Origin of the sequence: Pseudomonas sp. FP603 (assembly GCF_030687415.1) — a bacterium.
GTDB lineage: Bacteria > Pseudomonadota > Gammaproteobacteria > Pseudomonadales > Pseudomonadaceae > Aquipseudomonas > Aquipseudomonas wuhanensis.
In genome coordinates, this window is record NZ_CP117431.1 from 3,438,119 (window position 1) to 3,455,854 (window position 17,736).

At 59.9% G+C, this 17,736-nt stretch carries 16 protein-coding genes and 1 pseudogene; 2 read left to right on the forward strand and 15 right to left on the reverse strand.

Going from position 1 to position 17,736, the window contains the following annotated elements; genetic code table 11:
- Window positions 1-4: 4 nt before the first annotated feature.
- The 9 genes and pseudogenes from PSH65_RS15895 to arnB form a co-directional block, all read right to left on the reverse strand.
- Window positions 5-1,624, reverse strand: coding sequence for a glycosyltransferase family 39 protein (locus PSH65_RS15895; protein WP_305426924.1), 1,620 nt, complete (start codon window positions 1,622-1,624; stop codon window positions 5-7).
- Complete coding sequence (locus PSH65_RS15900; protein ID WP_305426925.1) at window positions 1,597-2,976, reverse strand: UDP-glucose/GDP-mannose dehydrogenase family protein; 1,380 nt, start codon at window positions 2,974-2,976, stop codon at window positions 1,597-1,599. The genes PSH65_RS15895 and PSH65_RS15900 overlap by 28 nt, the downstream gene beginning before the upstream one ends.
- The gene (gene arnF, locus PSH65_RS15905) at window positions 2,973-3,386 is read right to left on the reverse strand and encodes a 4-amino-4-deoxy-L-arabinose-phosphoundecaprenol flippase subunit ArnF (protein WP_305426926.1); all 414 of its coding nucleotides are present in this window, start codon (window positions 3,384-3,386) and stop codon (window positions 2,973-2,975) included. The genes PSH65_RS15900 and arnF overlap by 4 nt, the downstream gene beginning before the upstream one ends.
- A complete protein-coding gene (gene arnE / locus PSH65_RS15910; protein WP_305426927.1) occupies window positions 3,383-3,727 on the reverse strand; it encodes a 4-amino-4-deoxy-L-arabinose-phosphoundecaprenol flippase subunit ArnE in 345 nt (114 codons plus the stop codon). Before arnE ends, arnF begins: the two co-directional genes overlap by 4 nt.
- Window positions 3,724-5,373, reverse strand: a complete 1,650-nt coding sequence (gene arnT / locus PSH65_RS15915) for a lipid IV(A) 4-amino-4-deoxy-L-arabinosyltransferase (protein WP_305421111.1) — start codon at window positions 5,371-5,373, stop codon at window positions 3,724-3,726. The genes arnE and arnT overlap by 4 nt, the downstream gene beginning before the upstream one ends.
- Window positions 5,370-6,254, reverse strand: a complete 885-nt coding sequence (gene arnD, locus PSH65_RS15920; protein ID WP_305426996.1) for a 4-deoxy-4-formamido-L-arabinose-phosphoundecaprenol deformylase — start codon at window positions 6,252-6,254, stop codon at window positions 5,370-5,372. The genes arnT and arnD overlap by 4 nt, the downstream gene beginning before the upstream one ends.
- On the reverse strand, window positions 6,254-8,263 hold the full coding sequence (arnA, locus tag PSH65_RS15925) for a bifunctional UDP-4-amino-4-deoxy-L-arabinose formyltransferase/UDP-glucuronic acid oxidase ArnA (RefSeq protein ID WP_305421113.1): 2,010 nt from the start codon (window positions 8,261-8,263) through the stop codon (window positions 6,254-6,256). Before arnA ends, arnD begins: the two co-directional genes overlap by 1 nt.
- On the reverse strand, window positions 8,260-9,279 hold the full coding sequence (gene arnC, locus PSH65_RS15930) for an undecaprenyl-phosphate 4-deoxy-4-formamido-L-arabinose transferase (protein WP_305421115.1): 1,020 nt from the start codon (window positions 9,277-9,279) through the stop codon (window positions 8,260-8,262). Before arnC ends, arnA begins: the two co-directional genes overlap by 4 nt.
- Window positions 9,276-10,425: pseudogene (gene arnB, locus PSH65_RS15935) on the reverse strand (UDP-4-amino-4-deoxy-L-arabinose aminotransferase). Before arnB ends, arnC begins: the two are co-directional and overlap by 4 nt.
- Here arnB and PSH65_RS15940 point away from each other — a divergent pair.
- On the forward strand, window positions 10,357-10,635 hold the full coding sequence (locus tag PSH65_RS15940; protein ID WP_305427081.1) for a hypothetical protein: 279 nt from the start codon (window positions 10,357-10,359) through the stop codon (window positions 10,633-10,635). The pseudogene arnB and the gene PSH65_RS15940 sit on opposite strands and share 69 nt — an antisense overlap.
- A gap of 143 nt (window positions 10,636-10,778) precedes the next feature.
- Window positions 10,779-11,717: a tyrosine recombinase XerC gene (gene xerC, locus PSH65_RS15945; protein WP_370694646.1), complete on the forward strand. Its 939-nt coding sequence runs from the start codon at window positions 10,779-10,781 to the stop codon at window positions 11,715-11,717.
- 7 nt (window positions 11,718-11,724) lie between these two features.
- Here the strand turns inward: xerC and PSH65_RS15950 are convergent, their stop codons facing one another.
- The 6 genes from PSH65_RS15950 to PSH65_RS15975 form a co-directional block, all read right to left on the reverse strand.
- A complete protein-coding gene (locus PSH65_RS15950) occupies window positions 11,725-12,276 on the reverse strand; it encodes a membrane integrity-associated transporter subunit PqiC (RefSeq protein WP_305421116.1) in 552 nt (183 codons plus the stop codon).
- Window positions 12,277-12,293: 17 nt separating this feature from the next.
- On the reverse strand, window positions 12,294-13,949 hold the full coding sequence (locus PSH65_RS15955; RefSeq protein ID WP_305421118.1) for an intermembrane transport protein PqiB: 1,656 nt from the start codon (window positions 13,947-13,949) through the stop codon (window positions 12,294-12,296).
- The gene (locus PSH65_RS15960; protein WP_305421120.1) at window positions 13,946-14,596 is read right to left on the reverse strand and encodes a paraquat-inducible protein A; all 651 of its coding nucleotides are present in this window, start codon (window positions 14,594-14,596) and stop codon (window positions 13,946-13,948) included. Before PSH65_RS15960 ends, PSH65_RS15955 begins: the two co-directional genes overlap by 4 nt.
- The gene (locus PSH65_RS15965; RefSeq protein WP_305421122.1) at window positions 14,593-15,189 is read right to left on the reverse strand and encodes a paraquat-inducible protein A; all 597 of its coding nucleotides are present in this window, start codon (window positions 15,187-15,189) and stop codon (window positions 14,593-14,595) included. Before PSH65_RS15965 ends, PSH65_RS15960 begins: the two co-directional genes overlap by 4 nt.
- 139 nt (window positions 15,190-15,328) lie before the next feature.
- Window positions 15,329-16,630 (reverse strand): FAD-binding oxidoreductase, encoded by a 1,302-nt coding sequence (locus tag PSH65_RS15970; protein ID WP_305421124.1) that lies wholly within the window; start codon window positions 16,628-16,630, stop codon window positions 15,329-15,331.
- On the reverse strand, window positions 16,627-17,715 hold the full coding sequence (locus PSH65_RS15975; protein ID WP_305421126.1) for a polyamine ABC transporter substrate-binding protein: 1,089 nt from the start codon (window positions 17,713-17,715) through the stop codon (window positions 16,627-16,629). The genes PSH65_RS15970 and PSH65_RS15975 overlap by 4 nt, the downstream gene beginning before the upstream one ends.
- Between the last annotated feature and the right edge of the window lie 21 nt (window positions 17,716-17,736).

Genomic DNA, 17,736 nt, shown 5'->3' on the forward strand with positions numbered 1-17,736 from the left:
GCTACTAGGGATTGACGTGCAGGAGAACGTAATCGTTTTTATCGAAACGCCCGCTCAATATCGGCGCCTGGGCTCCCAGCGCAGTGCCTTGCAGGGCGTGGTAGTCGTTCCGATCCATCATCAACCAGGCCGGCCCCTGCAGCGCTTCCAGTTCCTGAATCGATTCGGTGAACACCGGTTGCAGGTCCTGCTCGATATTGACCATGAACTTGATCGCCTTGGCATCCTTGCCCATGCCGTGCAGCACCAGCGGCGCCGGATCTTTCTGAACCTGTGCGAATGCCGCCCGGCTGAAGGTTTGCGTGTCGTAAAGCTGACGTTCGACCGGCTCGAACACCAGGATGTAAACCGACCACAGCGCCAGGACTGCGCAACCGGCCAGCATTTCGGCCCGCCAACGAGATCGGAACCACACCACTAGCGCGATGATTTGCAACGCGACAAGCACGATCAGGACCGGCACAAGGGCAGCCGGTTGCGTTGGCAGACGCCGCTGCGCGATCAGCAATCCGATGATCAACAGCCCCGGAATCAGCAACCACAGCCCTTGCATCAAGGTCCGCAACCAACCGAACACCCGACCCTGCGCCACTTGAAACGGATAGGCTGCGATGATCGCCGCCATGGGCAACATCGGCAGCAGGTAACGGGCCTTTTTCGCCTGGGGAATCGACAAGCCAATCATCACGATCAACCCGGCTGCCGTGCAGTACTGCAACAGACGCAATGCCGGACCGGCCTGCCGTGGATTCGTCAGCCAGACCGCCGCCAACACCAGCAACGCTAGCGGATAGGCGAGCGCATAGTTACCCAGCGAACGGGTGAAGTAATACAGCGAACCGCTGGCTCCCTCGCTGCCATCCATGCGCCCCAAGAACTGCATGTGCACCACGTCCTGCATGAAGGCCGGCCCGCCGCTGGTTTCGGCCAGCCACAGCAGCATGCCGACACACATCGCCAGCAACACGGTCGCCAGCAAACCGAAACCGAACAACCGTGACCATTGGCGATTGAGCAGGTAATAGCTGCACAGCATGCCGGTGGGGATTACCAGCCCGATCGGCCCGCGAATGCCGAAGCCCAGCAGCAACAAGGCAAGAAGTAACGGCAACCGACGGGGCATCGCGAAATGATCGGTGGCATAGCCCAGGTAGAACACCGAAAACGCGACGGCCGCCAGCATCAAGTCCTGGGACACGGCACGGGTTTCAGTGACAAACGTGCTGGTCAGCAACATCAAGGCGATGCTCAGCAGCGCCCAGCGTTTGGAGTACGGCGCGAGCAACCGGTACATCAATGTGACGATCACGGCGGCGGCGATGGCGCTCGGTAACCAGGCGCTGAGGCTGTTGACCTGCCCGAACGGCAGGGACAACAACCAGATGAACAGCGTCGAAAGCGCTGAGTAATCGGCATAGGGCTGGCCATAAGTGGTCGGGAAAAACGACGGCCCGTGGCGCAGCATCTCTTGGGCGAACAGCACAAACCGCGAGTCGAAACCGATCGCCGCTTGCTGATAAACCCCGGCGATGAACAGCATCAGCGCCAGCAGCCCAATCCCCAGGGACTGCCGACGAATGCCGGGCGATACCGTGTTCACGCGACGACCGAGGCCGCTGGCCATTGCTGATGGGGAATCGGCAGGTTGCGCGATTCACCGCGGCCCATCGGGAAGTACAGGAAACCGCTGCGGGCCAGGCGCTCGGCGTCGTACAGGTTGCGCCCGTCGAAGATCACCGGCGCGTGAAGCCGTTGCTGGATCAGGTTGAAGTCCGGCGCCTTGAATTGCTGCCATTCGGTGCAGATGATCAACGCGTCGGCCCCGGTAAGAACCGATTCTGGTGTGCCCATGAGCATCAGTTTAGATTCGTCCGGGTAAAGGTGTTGGGTTTCCTGCATGGCTTCCGGGTCGAATGCCCGCACATGGGCGCCAGCGGCCCACAGCGATTCCAGCAGCACCCGGCTCGGCGCATCGCGCATGTCGTCGGTGTTGGGCTTGAACGCCAGGCCCCACACGGCGAAAGTCCTGCCGCGCAAATCGCCCTTGTAGAAGGCGTTGATACGCTCGAACAGTTTGTGTTTCTGTCGCTGGTTGATGGCTTCCACCGCTTGCAGCAGGTCGCTGGAGCAGTGAGCCTCTTCGGCACTGTGAATCAGCGCGCGCATGTCCTTGGGGAAACACGAGCCCCCGTAACCGCAGCCGGGATAGATGAAGTGATAACCGATGCGCGAATCGGCACCGATGCCCAGCCGCACCGATTCGATGTCGGCGCCCAGGTGTTCAGCCAGCTCGGCGATCTGGTTGATGAAACTGATCTTGGTCGCCAGCATGCAATTAGCGGCGTATTTGGTCAGCTCGGCGCTGCGCAGGTCCATGAACATGATGCGATCATGGTTGCGGTTGAACGGGGCGTAGAGGTCGCGCATCACGTCGCGCACGTCATCGCGTTCACAGCCGATGACAATGCGGTCCGGGCGCCGGCAATCGGCCACGGCCGAACCTTCCTTGAGAAACTCCGGATTGGAGACGATATCGAACTGCAGCAGCCGACCGACCTTGAGCAGGCACTTTTCGATATGCGCGCGCAGGGTATCGCCCGTGCCCACCGGCACCGTGGATTTCTCCACCAGAATCACCGGCTGTTCACGGTGACGCGCCACCGCTTCGCCCACCGACAACACGTAGCGCAGGTCCGCCGAACCATCGTCCCGGGACGGCGTGCCGACGGCAATGAACAGCACCTGGCCGTGCTGCACCGCGAATTTTTCGTCGGTGGTGAACTGCAGCCGTTTGGCTTCCAGGCTTTCACGCACCAGGCTGGCCAGCCCCGGTTCGAAGATGCTGACGTGGCCTTGTTGCAGCAACTCGACTTTCTTCTCGTCAATGTCCATGCACACCACGTCGTGGCCGACTTCAGCCAGGACGGCGGCTTGCACCAGGCCAACATAACCGCTACCAAATACACTGATTTTCATGGAGCTCTCCTGATAGTGGGCGCGTGAGCAGGTCGAGAGTTGATGGTGATGACACCGAGGATGACCAGCGCCACCCCCAGGGTTTTCGAGAGGCTGAAGGTTTCGTTGAACAGCGGCAGGCTGGCGGCCAGCACGTACACCAGCGCGTAGCTGATGCTCAGCAGCGAATAGGCCCGAGCGAGGGGCAAATCCCGCAGGGCGGCGAGCCAGGTGAGCATCGATACGGCATAGGCGAGGATGGCGGCCAGCACGACAGCCACGGCGAACCTATCGATGCTGCCGCTGCTCAAGGCGGGTAACCATTGTTCGGGATGGGGCAAGCGGGTCATGCTCCAACGCATGCCCAACTGCGCGGCGCTGCCCAGCAGCACGCTGCCCAGGGCGAAGGCGACTCCGCGACGCAGGCTCATGCGTGTTGCCCCAGCAACGCCACGCCAGCGATCACCAGCGCCACGCCCAGCCAGTGACGGCGGTCGATGGTTTCGTGAAAGACGAAGCGGGCGACCAGTGTGATCAACACGAAATTCAGGCTGAGCATGGGATAGGCGACGCCGACTTCAAGGCGCTGCAACACCAGCAGCCAGACCAGCAAGCCCAATCCCAGAGAGGCGAACGCCAGCCACAGCCACGGCGAGCGCAGTTTTTCGCCCCAGTTCGACGTTTTGCCGCGCCAACTTTCCACGGCGTACTTCTGGGCGATCTGGCCCAGGCAGGTCAGCAGGCAGGCAGCCAATACGAGCAGCAGGCTCATGACGCCCCCTGAGGAAAGATCAGCATCACCAGGTTGCCTTGTTCATAACGTTTGCCATCCTTGGGCAGTCGTTCGATTTCTTGCAGCTCGCCATCGCCCTTGACCCGCATCACCACGCCGACCGAACCACTCTGGCGGGCTTCGCGCATCCACTGTTGCACCGTGTCCGGGTCGACTCGCTGCTTCATTGAGTCAGGATAGGCGAGGCCATATTTCAATTCGCCTATCGTGTTGTACAACGCCACGTCGGGGCGTTTCAGGCGCCAGGCCAAGGCTGACGCGGCGCCCAGGTCGTTGCTCAATAGCGTGCCGGTTTGCGCGAGTTCCTCGGCGTGTTCGAGGATGAACTGGTCGGGCATCTTGTTCGCCACCACCGAGTCGGGCAGCCCGGCGGGCAACACGCCGATCAGCAGCAAACTGCCGAAGGCCGGTGCCGCCCAGCATTGCAACGGACGGAACGCTTGCAGCAGGTTGGCCATGATCCAGCCGATCAACCCGATGAACACCAGCACCAGGTTGTGCAGTTCATGGGCATACAGCGGATTTTTCAGTTGCAGCCAGACCAGCGCAATCAGGGTGACCAGGCCCAGCATCAGGTTCAGCAGGCCATTGAGCCCCAGTGCCCGGCCCTGTTGCAGCTTCAGACGGTCCGCCAGGGCATGGCCCAGCAACAACGCCAGGGGCAGCAGGCAGGGCAAGATGTAGGTCGGCAATTTGCCGTTGCTCAGGCTGAAAAATGCCAACGGCATCAGCAGCCACAGCAACAGGAATGCGATGCCTGCCTGATGCCGGGCCTGCCACGCCTGTTTCAGCGCCGACGGCAGCAGCGCCGCCCACGGCAGACTGAACCCCACCAGCAGCGGCAGATAGAACCACCAAGGTGCGTCATGCTGGGCGTCATCCCCGGCGAAGCGGCGAATGTGTTCGTGCCAGAAGAAGAACCGCCAGTAATCGGGTTCCTGCGCGTGCACCGCCAAAGCCCACGGCAGGCTGACGGCGATGGCCACGACAATCGCCACCGGGCCGTATGTCAGCAGCTCCCGCCAGCGCTTTTTCCAGAGCATCCAGGGCAGGGCGATCAGCACCGGTAGCAGCCAGGCGAGGAAACCCTTGGTCATGAAGCCCATGCCGCAGGCCAGCCCCAGCACCGTCCAGCCGAGCAGACGCTGGCCACGGCTGATGCTGTCCAGCGCAAACCACAAAGCTACCAGGCTCAGGTTGACCCAGAAGGTGAATTGCGGATCGAGATTGGCATAGCCGGCTTGCCCGGCAACGATGGTAAAACTCATATACAGCAGCGCGCAGGCAAAGCTCTTGCGCGGTTCGTTCCACAGCCGTCGGGCGATCAGGTAACACAACAACACGCTCAGCCCGGTGCTCAGCGCCGAGACGAAACGCACGCCAAACAGGTTGTCGCCAAACAGCGCCTGGCCAATGGCGATCATCCAGTAGCCGGCCACTGGCTTTTCGAAGTAACGCAGGCTCATGAAGTGCGGCGACACCCAGTTACCGCTCAGGAGCATGTCCTGGCTGATCTGGGCGTAACGGGTTTCATCGGGAATCCATAAACCGTGGGTGCCCAGCGGCAACAAGTACGCCAGCGCCATAACGACCAGCAAAAACGGCAGTGCCCAGCGCTTGCTCATGCGCCTTGTACCCCCAGCCAGCCTTCACGGCCCTCGAGGGTGCCGCGCAAGACCCGGCCTGCCGGCAAGGTGGCGGCTGCTTCGGGCAGCAGATTGCCCAGGGGTTGGAAATGAATGTCCTGCCGGCGCGCATCGGCCAGCAGTTGACGGAAATCATTGGCCATCAGAATCCCTTCTACTTCGGCGTGGATCGTGTAGACGTTGAGTGCTTGCGGGGTGAACCGCTCAAGAATGAACGCGTTGAAGTCCTTGGCCGCGACGGTCGGGCCGACCACCTCATCGAAGGTCGGCAGGTCCACCGGAATCTGCGGTGTCCCCGAACTGCCATCAGTCAACGTCGGCCGGAACAGATGCTGGCCCCGACAATCGCTGTTGTAGCGAAAGCCAAATCCCTGTTTGGCCTCGATCACACGCTCGTCCGCCCGCCAACCGGCAGACGCCGAGCACTCGACTCTTCGCCCGAGGATGTCACTGAGGCTGTCAACGCCACGGCGAATCTGCTCGATCAACTGCGTCTCGCTCCAGCGCCCGGCATTGGCCTGCCAGCCATGGTGATCCCAGGCGTGCAGGCCGACTTCATGCCCCCCCGCCTGGGTCTGACGCATCAGGTGCCCGAGCTCGCGGCCGATCGGTTTGCCCGGCCACGCGGTGCCGGCCAGCAAAATGTCCCAGCCATACAGGCCGGCGGCGTTGGAACGCAGCATCTTCCAGAGGAACTGCGGGCGGATCAGGCGCCACAGATGGCGGCCCATGTTGTCCGGCCCGACACTGAAGAAAAACGTCGCCTTGACCTGAGCCTCATCGAGCATGTCCAGCAACCGCGGCACCCCTTCACGGGTGCCTCGGTAAGTGTCGACATCGATTCGTAGGCCTGCCTGCATCAGCATGATTCTTCTATAAATTCTCGCTGCGCGACTTCGAGCATGGCCTCGCGCAAGAAGAAGTCCAGCGTGTTGCCGATGGTCTCGCTCATCTGCACTGTTGGTATCCAGTCAAGCAGACGTTTGGCATTGGCGATGCTTGGTTTGCGGTGAGACACGTCCTGATAGCCGGTGCCGTAGAAGGCCTTGCTTTCGACATCGCGGAAACCGGCGAACGGCGGGAAGTTGGCGCGCAGCGGGTGAGCCTCGAACTGGCGCAGCAGTTCTTCGCCCAACTGACGAATGCTGGCTTCGTTGTCGGGGTTGCCGATGTTGATGATCTGGCCGTTGCAGGCGTCGTTCTCGTTATCGATGATCCGCGCCAGGGCTTCGACGCCATCGGCGATGTCGGTGAAGCAGCGTTTTTGCTCGCCGCCGTCGAACAGACGAATCGGCGTGCCTTCCACCAGGTTGAGGATCAGTTGGGTGATGGCCCGGGAACTGCCGATGCGCGCGGAATCCAGTCGGTCCAGGCGTGGGCCCATCCAGTTGAAAGGGCGGAACAGGGTGAAGTTCAAGCCTTTCTGGCCGTAGGCCCAGATCACCCGGTCGAGCAACTGCTTGGAAGTCGAGTAGATCCAGCGTTGCTTGTTGATCGGTCCGACCACAAGGTTGGAGCTGTCTTCGTCGAAGTTGCCGTCCTGGCACATGCCATAGACTTCGGAGGTCGACGGGAAGATCACGCGCTTGTTGTACTTGACGCAATAGCGAACCAGTTTCAGGTTCTCTTCGAAGTCCAGTTCGAACACGCGCAGCGGATTGCGCGTGTATTCGATCGGCGTGGCAATCGCCACCAGCGGCAGGATCACGTCGCACTTCTTGATGTGGTACTCGATCCATTCCGAGTGGATGCTGATGTCGCCTTCGACGAAGTGGAAGTTCGGATGGCTGCGCAGCCGCTCGATGGCGTCCGAGCCGATGTCCAGGCCGTACACTTCATATTGGTCGTTACGTAGGAGGCGTTCGGACAGGTGATTGCCAATGAAGCCGTTGACGCCAAGGATCAGCACCCGGGTGCGACGCGGCCCACAGCCCGATTCGGCACCACGCAAAACCGAACCATCGACCAGCCCCAGTTCGCTGGCCAGTTGCGGGCCGCTAAGGTACAGACCGTTGTCGTTACGCTGGCCGGCGTTGATCAGCAGCGAGCCTTCGCCGCAGGCGATTCGCAGTGGATCAACGCTGATGACCCGGCCGGGAGCCTGGCCTTCGTTGCCCTTGACAACGTCCGCGTCCCAGACAATCAACTTGTGCTCGCCAACCGCGCAGAAAGCGCCGGGGTAAGGCTGGGTCACGGCACGCACCAGATTGAACAGCTCTTCAGCCGGTTTGTTCCAGAGCAGTTTGCCGTCCGCCGGGGTGCGACGGCCAAACACCGTGGTTTGGGATTCATCCTGTGGGGTTTCGCTGAATGTGCCCTGAAGCAGCGCAGGCAAGGTGTCGCGCAACAGATCGATGGCGGCCAGGCGCAATTTGCCGTGCAGGGTCAGCGCGGTGTCGATGCGCTCAATCGCCACTCTTTGCTGGGCGATGATCGTACCGGCGTCGGCACGCTTGACCATGCGGTGCAGGGTCACGCCGGTTTCCGTTTCACCGTTCACCAGCACCCAGTTGGCCGGTGCCCGGCCACGGTAGCGAGGCAGTAATGAGCCGTGCAGGTTGAACGCACCTTTACTGGCCGTGGCCAGCAGTGGCTCGCTCAACAGATTGCGGTAGTAAAACGAGAACAGGTAATCCGCCTTGAGCTGGCTGATGCGCTCGATCCACAGTGGATGGTTGACGTCTTCCGGAGCGTGCACCGGGATGCCTTTGCGCGCGCACAGTTGCGCAACCGAGCCATAGAACGCGTTTTCCTTCGGGTCATCGGGATGGGTGAACACGGCGGCAATCTCGTAACCCGAGTTGAGCAGGGTTTCGATGCCGGCACAGCCAATATCGTGATAGGCGAAGACAACAGCTTTTGCGCTCATGAGAGAACCTGATCTGAAGAAGTGGAAGTGAGGCCGTCGACGGTGACAACGGGAGCCGGGGTAGAGGGGTGGCTACGCAGAACCTTCTCGATAAAGAACCGTGGACGCGCCCGGACGTCGCTGTACATGCGCCCCAGGTACTCGCCCAACAGGCCCATGCCGATGAATTGCCCACCGGTAAAAATGAACAGCACCGCAAACAGCACAAACAAACCGTCGCCGGCCCATTCGGCGCCGAAGACCAAACGCAGGACGATCAGCATGACGGCGAACAGCAAGCCGAGGCCGGCCATGCCGAAGCCAACGATGCTCAGCAATCGCAGCGGTGTGGTGGTCATGCAGGTGATCAGGTCGAACATCAGGCTGATCAGGCGCATCGGGCTGTATTTGGATTCGCCGTGTTCGCGCTCGGCGTGGGTCACCAGGATTTCCGTGGTGTGCCGGGCGAAGCTGTTGGCCAGGATCGGGATGAAGGTGCTGCGTTCGCGGCAGGCGAGCATGGCGTCGACGATGGTCCGGCGATAGGCGCGCAGCATGCAGCCGTAGTCGGTCATGGAAACGCCGGTGGAACGCTGCACGGCGAGGTTGATCAGCTTCGACGGCCAGCGGCGCAAGGCCGAGTCCTGACGGTTGTTGCGCACCGTGGCAACCACGTCGTAGCCCAGTTCGGCCTGAGCCACCAGCCGGGGGATTTCTTCCGGCGGGTTTTGCAGGTCGGCGTCAAGGGTGATAACCACATCGCCCTTGCACTGTTGGAAACCGGCCATGATCGCCGCGTGCTGGCCGTAGTTACGGTTGAGAATGACCGCCACCACCGGGCTGCACTCGCGACCGGCAGCGTCCTCGAGAATGTGCGCCGAGTTGTCGCGACTGCCGTCATCGACCAACACGATTTCGTAATCCTGGTGCAGTTGCTGGCACGCCGCTTCGGTACGCCGGAGCAACTCGGGCAGGCTGTCTTGCTCGTTGTAGACCGGAATGACGATCGACACGCAACGGATCGGATAAGGTTTCACAGGCTTTTGTCCACTATGTTTTCAATGGCGTCGACGACACGACCGACGTCATCGGTGGTCATGTCGGGGAACAACGGAATCGAACACAGCCGCGCCGAATTCCATTCGGTGTGGGGCAGGTAGATGTTGGGGAAGCGGCGGCGGTACCAGGTGTGCAGGTGGGTGGCGATGAAGTGAATGCCGGTGCCGATGTTCTGTTCCTGCAAAGCCTTCATGAACGCCTCGCGGTCCAGCCCGCAGTGCCGGGCGTCGATGCGCAGAATGAACAGGTGCCAGGCGTGCCGCTGCGCATACGCCGGAATGGCCAGCGGTTGCACCGGTAAGCCTTCCAGGCGCTGCAGATAGGTCTGGGCCAACTCCGTGCGTTTGGCGTTGATCGCGTCCAGACGCTCCAGTTGCACCAGGGCGATGGCCGCGTTGATGTCGGCCAGGTTGTACTTGAAGCCAGGCTCCATCACCTGGGCCTGGGGTTTACGACCATGGCTCAGGCGGTCGTAGGCATCCACGCCAAGGCCATGAAACTTGAGCATGCGCACTCGAGTGGCCAGGGCTTCATCGTCGCTGACGAACATCGCGCCTTCGGCGCAGGTCATGTTCTTGATTGCGTGGAACGAGAAGATCGCCGTGCCTTGGGCGCCGACGTGCCGACCTTTGTAGAACGTGCCCGCCGCATGCGCTGCGTCTTCGATGACGGCGATGCCGTGTTTGTCAGCCAACGCGTAGAGCGGATCGAGGTCGAACGCGGCACCGGCGTAATGCACCGGAATGATTGCCCTGGTGCGCGGCGTGATTGCCGCTTCGATGCTCGCCAGGTCACTCATCAACGTGTCGCGATCAACGTCGACGAAAACCGGCGTCGCGCCGAGCAGGCAGATCATGTTAGCGGTCGACACCCAAGTCTGGGACGGTGTGATGACTTCGTCGCCGGGACCAATTCCCAATGCCAGTAATGTGATGTGCATGCCGCCGGTGGCTGAGGACAATGCGACGGCATGGCGACAGCCGACATAGTTGGAAAAGTGCTCTTCCAGTTGCTGGTTTTTTGGCCCGGTAGTGATCCAGCCGCGAGCGCAGTACTTGTTCTACCGCGGCTATTTCTTCATCGCCGATACTGGGGCGGGAGAAGGGGAGAAACGCCTGATTCATAGTAATCTCCGGGCGAACGAAGCCCTTCAGCGAAATCGCCGAAAGAAGCGTGTTTTCAAAGACTTAGCCGATAAGCCAAGAAGCCATCAATTGACTTTCCCGGCCATGACCGGCAGCGTGACGGCCCAGCGGGCTCGTCGAATGAAGGGAAGGTTATGCCCGTTTTTGTCAAAGGAACATGAAAAACCGGTAGGCGAATCGTTTATCTGAAGCTCATACAGCCACTGTTCAGACTTCTGCCGTTTATCCCGTTTTTTAGCGTAAAAGCCCGACAGAAGTGCCTCGCTTTATATTAAGTACATTTCATCGTTTAGTTGTTTTGTTGAACTTTATTCATTTTCAAGGCCGTTTCATTGATTGACTTACCTGCTACTGAATCCATCGTTTCAAAAGCCAACCCATTGACCCTGTACCTGACGCGTCTGGCGCCGTCCAGCCAGTTGACCATGCGTTATGTATTGCAGGACGCCGCCGACCGTCTGGACTTCGAAGACGTGAACATCGAAGAGATTCCCTGGCATCAACTGCAGCCCGAGGATGTCGTCGCACTGGTGGCGACCTTGAGCGAAGACGGCTACGCACCCAATACCTCGTCGCTCTACGTCAATGCGGTGCGCGGGGTGATGAACGAAGCGTGGCGCATGAGCCTGATCAGTCAGGAACACCTGCTGAAAATGCGCTCGGTCAAAGGCGTTGCCGGCACGCGACTGTCCCAGGGGCGCAACCTCAAGCGCACCTTGATTCGCGACTTGATGGAGGTGTGCGCCGCCGATCCACGGCCACAAGGGCTACGGGACGCGGCCATCATCGGGATTCTGTACGGTTCGGGGATGCGCAAATCGGAATCGGTGAATCTGGATCTGGACCAGGTGGATTTCACCGAGCGCAGCCTGTGCGTCACCGCCAAGGGCAACAAACAGCTGATCAAATACGCACCCGCCTGGGCCTTCGCCAAACTGGATGCGTGGCTGGAATTGCGGCGTTCGCAGTTAAAAGAGGGCGAAACGGACGACCCGTTCCTGTTCAACCGCATCCGCCGTGGCAGCCACATTACCCGCGAGCGCATCACCAAGCATGCGATCTACTACATTGTCCGGCAACGCGGCGCACAGGTCGGGGTGAAAATCATGCCGCATGATTTCCGGCGGTCGTTCATTACCCGAGTGATTGAAGAGCACGACCTGTCGATTGCGCAGAAACTGGCCCATCACAGCAACATCCAGACCACCGCCAATTACGATGTGCGCGACGACAACGAACGCCGTCGGGCGGTTGATCGCTTCGATGTGTGAACCACTATCAGGACGCTGAAGGACACCCTTTTTGGGAGCCGATCGCCTGACTGATAGCAGCAGCTAACCGTTTCACATTGTTTTGATGGGCCACCACCAAGTCATCGATGCTCGCACCGGAAGGGGTCTGCAACGTGCTGCGACAGGTGATCAGTGCGGTATCGCCGGCACCGAAGCTGCGCAGGCGCCATTTGACGTCAATCAACGCGTATTGCCCGGGAATCGAATCGAAGCGTTGCACATCCAGGCGCAACGACACTCTGCGTTGCGGGTTACTGTTGACCAGTTGATCGACCAGGGCACTGCGCAATTCATCCACCAGGCTCGCCGCCCACCATTCGGTTTCGAGGATCGCCACACCGCTGTTGCCTTGGCGGATGACAATCTGCGGCCGGTCGACCTGGGGCGGCACCGTGATGCTTTCGATCTGGATCTCCGCGCTGCTGTTTGCACCGCTCAGTTGGGCCGGGGTCAGGGTGTGGAACTGAATCGGGTCGCTGCGGCAAGCGCTGAGCAGTAACAGTGCAGTGACCAGAGAGATCTTCAGTGGAATAGCCATGGGGGTTGCTCCTGTGGTCAGTTGCGCGGGGGCGCCTTCATATCCATCGGTGCGGCATTGTCGGGACGGCCGCGAATCAGTGATTCCGGATGCCGGCCCAGGTAGTCCGAGAGCTCACGCAATGAGCGAGACATGCGCCCGAGTTCGTCCAGGGTCTGAGTCAACTGTTCTCGTTGCGGCGAATCCTCGGCCAGGGTCGAACTGGCCGATTGCAAGGTCTTGCTGACGTCCGCCAGGGTGGTCTGCACGCCGGGCAAGGTCCTGGCATTGAACTGCACGAGCCCTTTGCGCAGTTCGACGAGGTTGCTGTCGAGATTGCCGGCGATGCGTTCGATTGGCAGTTGGTTGATCTTGTTGACCATGCTCTCCAGTTTCTCCTGCAACTGTTCGAGGCTGCCAGGAATGGTGGGAATGACGACAGGCCGGGCGGCTGGATCGAACACGACTTTCTCCGCGTTGGGGTAGAAGTCGAGCGCGATGTAAAGCTGACCGGTCAACAGATTGCCGCTACGGGCCTGAGCGCGCAGGCCGTTGTCGATGAAACTGCCCATCAACTTGATACTGGCGGCTTCATCATTGGGATCATGATTCAAGGCCTTAAGCATCTTGGCATGGGCCTGGCCGAGTCGTTGTGGGTAGATCACAATGCCGACATTGACTGGAAAGCTGCGTTTTTTCGCGTCGAAATCGAGATTGACCGAGACGACCTTGCCAAATTCGATGCCGAGGAATTCCACCGGCGCGTCGATCTTCAGCCCGCGCAAGGCCTGATCGAAGCGCAAACTCAGGTACTGGCCCTTGCCATAAGGAGGCGCGAGGGCGGTATGCTGGTCTTCGAACAGGTCGAAGGCTTTATTCTCGCTGGCCGGCTGATCATTGGGGCTGTATTCCGGCGCGCGAAACGCGATGCCTCCCACCAATAGGGACGAGAGGGATTCAGTCTTCACTGCAAACCCATTGGCACCCACGCTCACATCGATGCCGCTGGCGTTCCAGAACCGGGTGTTTTCAGTGACGTAGGCGTCATTGGGCGAATGCACGAAAATTTCGATGTTCACCCCTTTGCCGTCGGCATCCAGCGCATACGCCACTACTTGCCCGACCGGGATCTTGCGGTAGTAGACGGAGGAGCCGATATCCAGCGAGCCGAGGTCTTGAGTGTGCAGCATGAAGCGTTTGCCCGGTTCGCCATAGGTAATGGGCGGCGGGTTTTCCAGACCGATGAAGTGTTTGGAGCGGATACTGGCCTGGCCGATGTCGGCGCCAATGTAGTCGCCCGACAGCAGGGTATCGATGCCCGAGACACCGCCGGCACCAATACGCGGGCGCACGACCCAGAATTGCGAGTCTTCGCGGGTGAAGCTTTCAGCCTGTTTTTCGAGTTTGATCGTGGCGTTAACGCTTTTTTGATCGTCGCTCAGCTCTACTTCCGATACATGGCCGATGACTACGTTGCGATACTTGACCTCGGTTTTGTTGGCCGTAAGGCCGCTACCGGTCTTGAACGTGACGGTGATGGTGGGGCCTTCCTGCATCACGTTGTGTATCACCAGGGAAATCCCCACCAGTACCGCAACGATCGGCACGATCCACACCAGCGAAACGCTGAAGCGACGGGTCTTGATATTGGCCTGGCCGGGGGCTTGCGGCCCATCAGTGGCTTGCGACTTCATCTAAGACCTCCTAGTTGTGGTTTTTCCCGCGCCTTATCCCGCTCTTTATCCCAAATAAGCCGCGGGTCGAAGCTCATAGCCGATAGCATGGTGAACACCACCACCAGACCAAAAAACAGAATGCCCGGGCGCGGTTCGATATCGCCCAGGGCCTGGAATTTCACCAGCGCTGCCACCAGCGCGACAACAATCACGTCGAGCATTGACCAGTAGCCGATCAGCTCGACGAAACGGTAAAGCTTCGAACGTTCCTTGCGCGCCCAAAGGCTGCCGCGTTGCACCGTGATCAGCAGCAGGGAGAGCGCAACGAACTTGATGCCCGGCACTGCAATGCTAGCGATGAAAATGATCAGGGCAATATCCCACGCACCATGTGCCCAGAACTCCAGCACACCGCTCATGATGGTGCTGTCGGAGCCGCTGCCGAACAGACTGGTGTTCATGACCGGAAGCAGATTGGCCGGGATATAAAACACCAGTGAGGTCAGGAGGTAGGCCCATGTGCGAGCCAATGAATTGGCTTTACGGGCATGCAGTGGCGCGCCACAGCGTTGGCATTCGTGAGGGTTGTCGGTTATGTCGCAGGCCAGGCCGCAGCTGTGGCACAGGCACAGGTTGAGTTCGCTGGCGAGCGGTGGCCTGTTCATAGGATGTCCCACAAATCACGGACATCGCGCCCGGCGATGCGAATCAACAGCAGGCTGAGAACGGCCAGGGCAAACAGGCCGATGCCGGGTATGACATCCAGCAACCCTGCGAGTTTGAACACCGCGACCATTGCGCCCAACAGACAGACCTCAAGCATGCTCCACGGCCTGAGGGTTTCCAGCCAGCGCATGCACACTTTGAAACCGGGCGAGCGCCGATGTACGAGGGCGAAGCTCAGGACCCAGATCAGCAACACCAGTTGAAAAAACGGCGCGATGATGATGGATATCGCCGCCACCAGTGCAATAAAGGTGATCGGCCCCTGGCTCAACGCCAATACCGAATCCCACAGCGTCGCACTGTTTTTCAGGCCTTTCAGGCTGATGCTCATGACCGGATAGAAATTGGCGAAAATCCACAGCACGGTCGCCGTGAAGGCCAAGGCCAGGCGCTGCTCCACCGACAGACCGTTATAACGCTGGAGCACGCCGCCGCAGCAGGTGCACAGGGCTTTTTGATGTTTGGCGAGCGTGACTTTTTCATACACGCAGTCGCAGTGCTCGCAAATGATCAGTTGGTCAGTCGTAGCCATAGGCCGCACTCGCCAGGAGGCAGGAAAGTCAGAGCACTCCCTCAATATAGAAGTGACTTGCGATTGAGCAAATTAAAAGACAGATCAAGGGGAGGTAATGATCAGATGGGTATCAGTGGCGAGGTGATTGTCCCGAACTTCAGCCGAGCAATTCGCGCAGGCGATACCAGAACATGCCGAGGGCCAGCAGCGGTGAACGCAGGACTTTTCCACCGGGGAAGGTCATGTGTGGCACGGCGCTGAAAACATCCAGCCCCTGGCTATGCCCGGCGTGAATCGCTTCAGCCAGCAACCGTGCGCACCAATGAGTCACGTTCAGGCCATGACCGGAGTAACCCTGGGCGTAGAACACGTTCGGGTACTGGCTCAAACGTCCGGCCTGGGGAAAGCGGTTGGCGGTGATGCCGATCATGCCGCCCCATTGATAATCGATGCGCACGTGCGCCAACTGCGGGAAGACCTTGAGCATTTTTGGCCGCATATAAGCACCGATGTCAGCCGGATCGCGCCCGGAATAATGGCAGGCACCGCCGAACAACAAGCGTCGATCCGCCGAGAGCCGGTAGTAATCGAGGCCGACTTTCTGGTCGCACAGCGCCAGGTTCTGCGGGATCAATTGCGCAGTAACCTCAGGTTCCAAAGGCTCGGTCGCGATGATGTAACTGCCTGCCGGTAAAACCTTGCCGCTCAGGCGTGGTTCGAGTTCCTCCAGGTGCGCGTTGCAGGCCAGCACCAGACTGCCGGCGCGTACCGTGCCACCTGCGCAGCGAACCTGCACGGTGCTGCCGTGAATCAACTCCAGCACCGGGCTCTGTTCAAAGATCCGCACCCCGAGGGATTCGGCAACGCGCGCTTCGCCGAGCACCAGATTCAGCGGATGCAAATGACCCGAACCCATGTCGATCAGGCCGCCGGCATAAACATCTGAGCCCACCACTTGCTGGCGTATCTGTTCGGGGCCGACAAGTCGGGTTTCATGGGCGTAACCCAGTGTGGCGAGGCTTTGCTGTTCAGCCTTGAACGCCTCAAACTGCGCCGGGGAGTTGGCCAGCTCGCAGAAACCCCAGCGCAGGTCGCAATCGATCCCATGCTCGCGGATGCGGTTGCCCACCAGTTCCACCGACTCGATTCCCGCACGCTCCAAATAGCGCACGCCGTCCTGACCGACATATCGGGCGAAACCTTCGACGTCATGGCCAATGCCGCGGATCAGTTGCCCGCCATTACGCCCGCTGGCGCCCCAGCCGATTCGCCGGCCTTCCAGCAGAATCACCGAGAGCCCACGCTGCGCCAGTTCAATCGCGGTGTTGACGCCGGTAAAACCGCCGCCTACCACGCAGACATCGGCCGTGAGGTCGGAGGCCAGCACGGGGTAGGGCGCCAGGCTGTTGGCCGACGCGGCGTAATAGGAATGAGCGTGTTCGTTGTCGTACTGATTCATTGGTTGGACTTCACTTTGCTCCAGGAACGGGTCATCAGACGCATGATCGGCTGGGGCGGGGTGGTGGAGATGTAGAGTTTGTCGAGGACTTCCTGAGGAGGATAGACCTCTGGATTATTGACCAGCTCCGGGTCCATGTATTGCTTGGCCGCCGGGTTCGGATTGGCGTAACCCACCGAGGCGCTGACCTTGGCGATTACCTGCGGATCCAGCAGGTTGTTGACGAACGAGTGGGCCTCTTTCGGGTTGCTGGCGTCGGCAGGAATCGCCAACAGGTCAAACCACAAGTTACTGCCTTCCTTCGGGATTGAGTAGGCGATGTTCACACCGTTTTTCGCTTCCTTAGCCCGGTTCGCCGCCTGGAACACATCGCCCGAATAGCCGAACGCGACGCAAATGTCGCCATTGGCCAGGTCCGACACGTACTTGGACGAATGGAAATAGGTGATGTAAGGCCGGATGGTCATCAGTTTGGCTTCGGCCTTTTTAAAGTCCGCGGGATTTTCGCTGCGTGGGTCCATGCCCATGTAGTTCAGGACCGCCGGGAACACTTCATCCGCCGAATCCATCATCGACACGCCGCACTGACTGAGCTTCTTCAGGTTCTCCGGTTCGAAAAACACCGCCCAGGAATCGATGCGATCGATGCCCAGCACCTGCTTGACCTTGTCGACGTTGTAGCCAATGCCGTTGGTGCCCCACAGGTACGGCACCGAATGCTCGTTACCCGGATCGTTTTTTTCCAGCAAGGCCAGCAGTTTCGGGTCGAGGTTTTTCCAGTTGGGCAGCTGCGAGCGATCCAGTTTGAGGAACGCGCCGGCCTTCACCTGGCGTGCAAGGAAATGGTTGGAGGGCACCACCACGTCATAACCCGTGCGGCCGGCGAGCAGTTTGCCCTCCAGGGTTTCGTTGGAATCGAATACGTCGTAGATCACTTTGGTCCCGGTTTTGGCCTGGAAGTCGGCGAGGGTGGTCTCGCCGATGTAATCGGTCCAGTTGTAGACGCTCACACTTGGCTGAGCCTGCGCAGTGGCACTGAACAGCAACACCAACGCGACCGGAACCACGGACTTCAATAAACGCATATCGACACCTCTTTTAGTTAT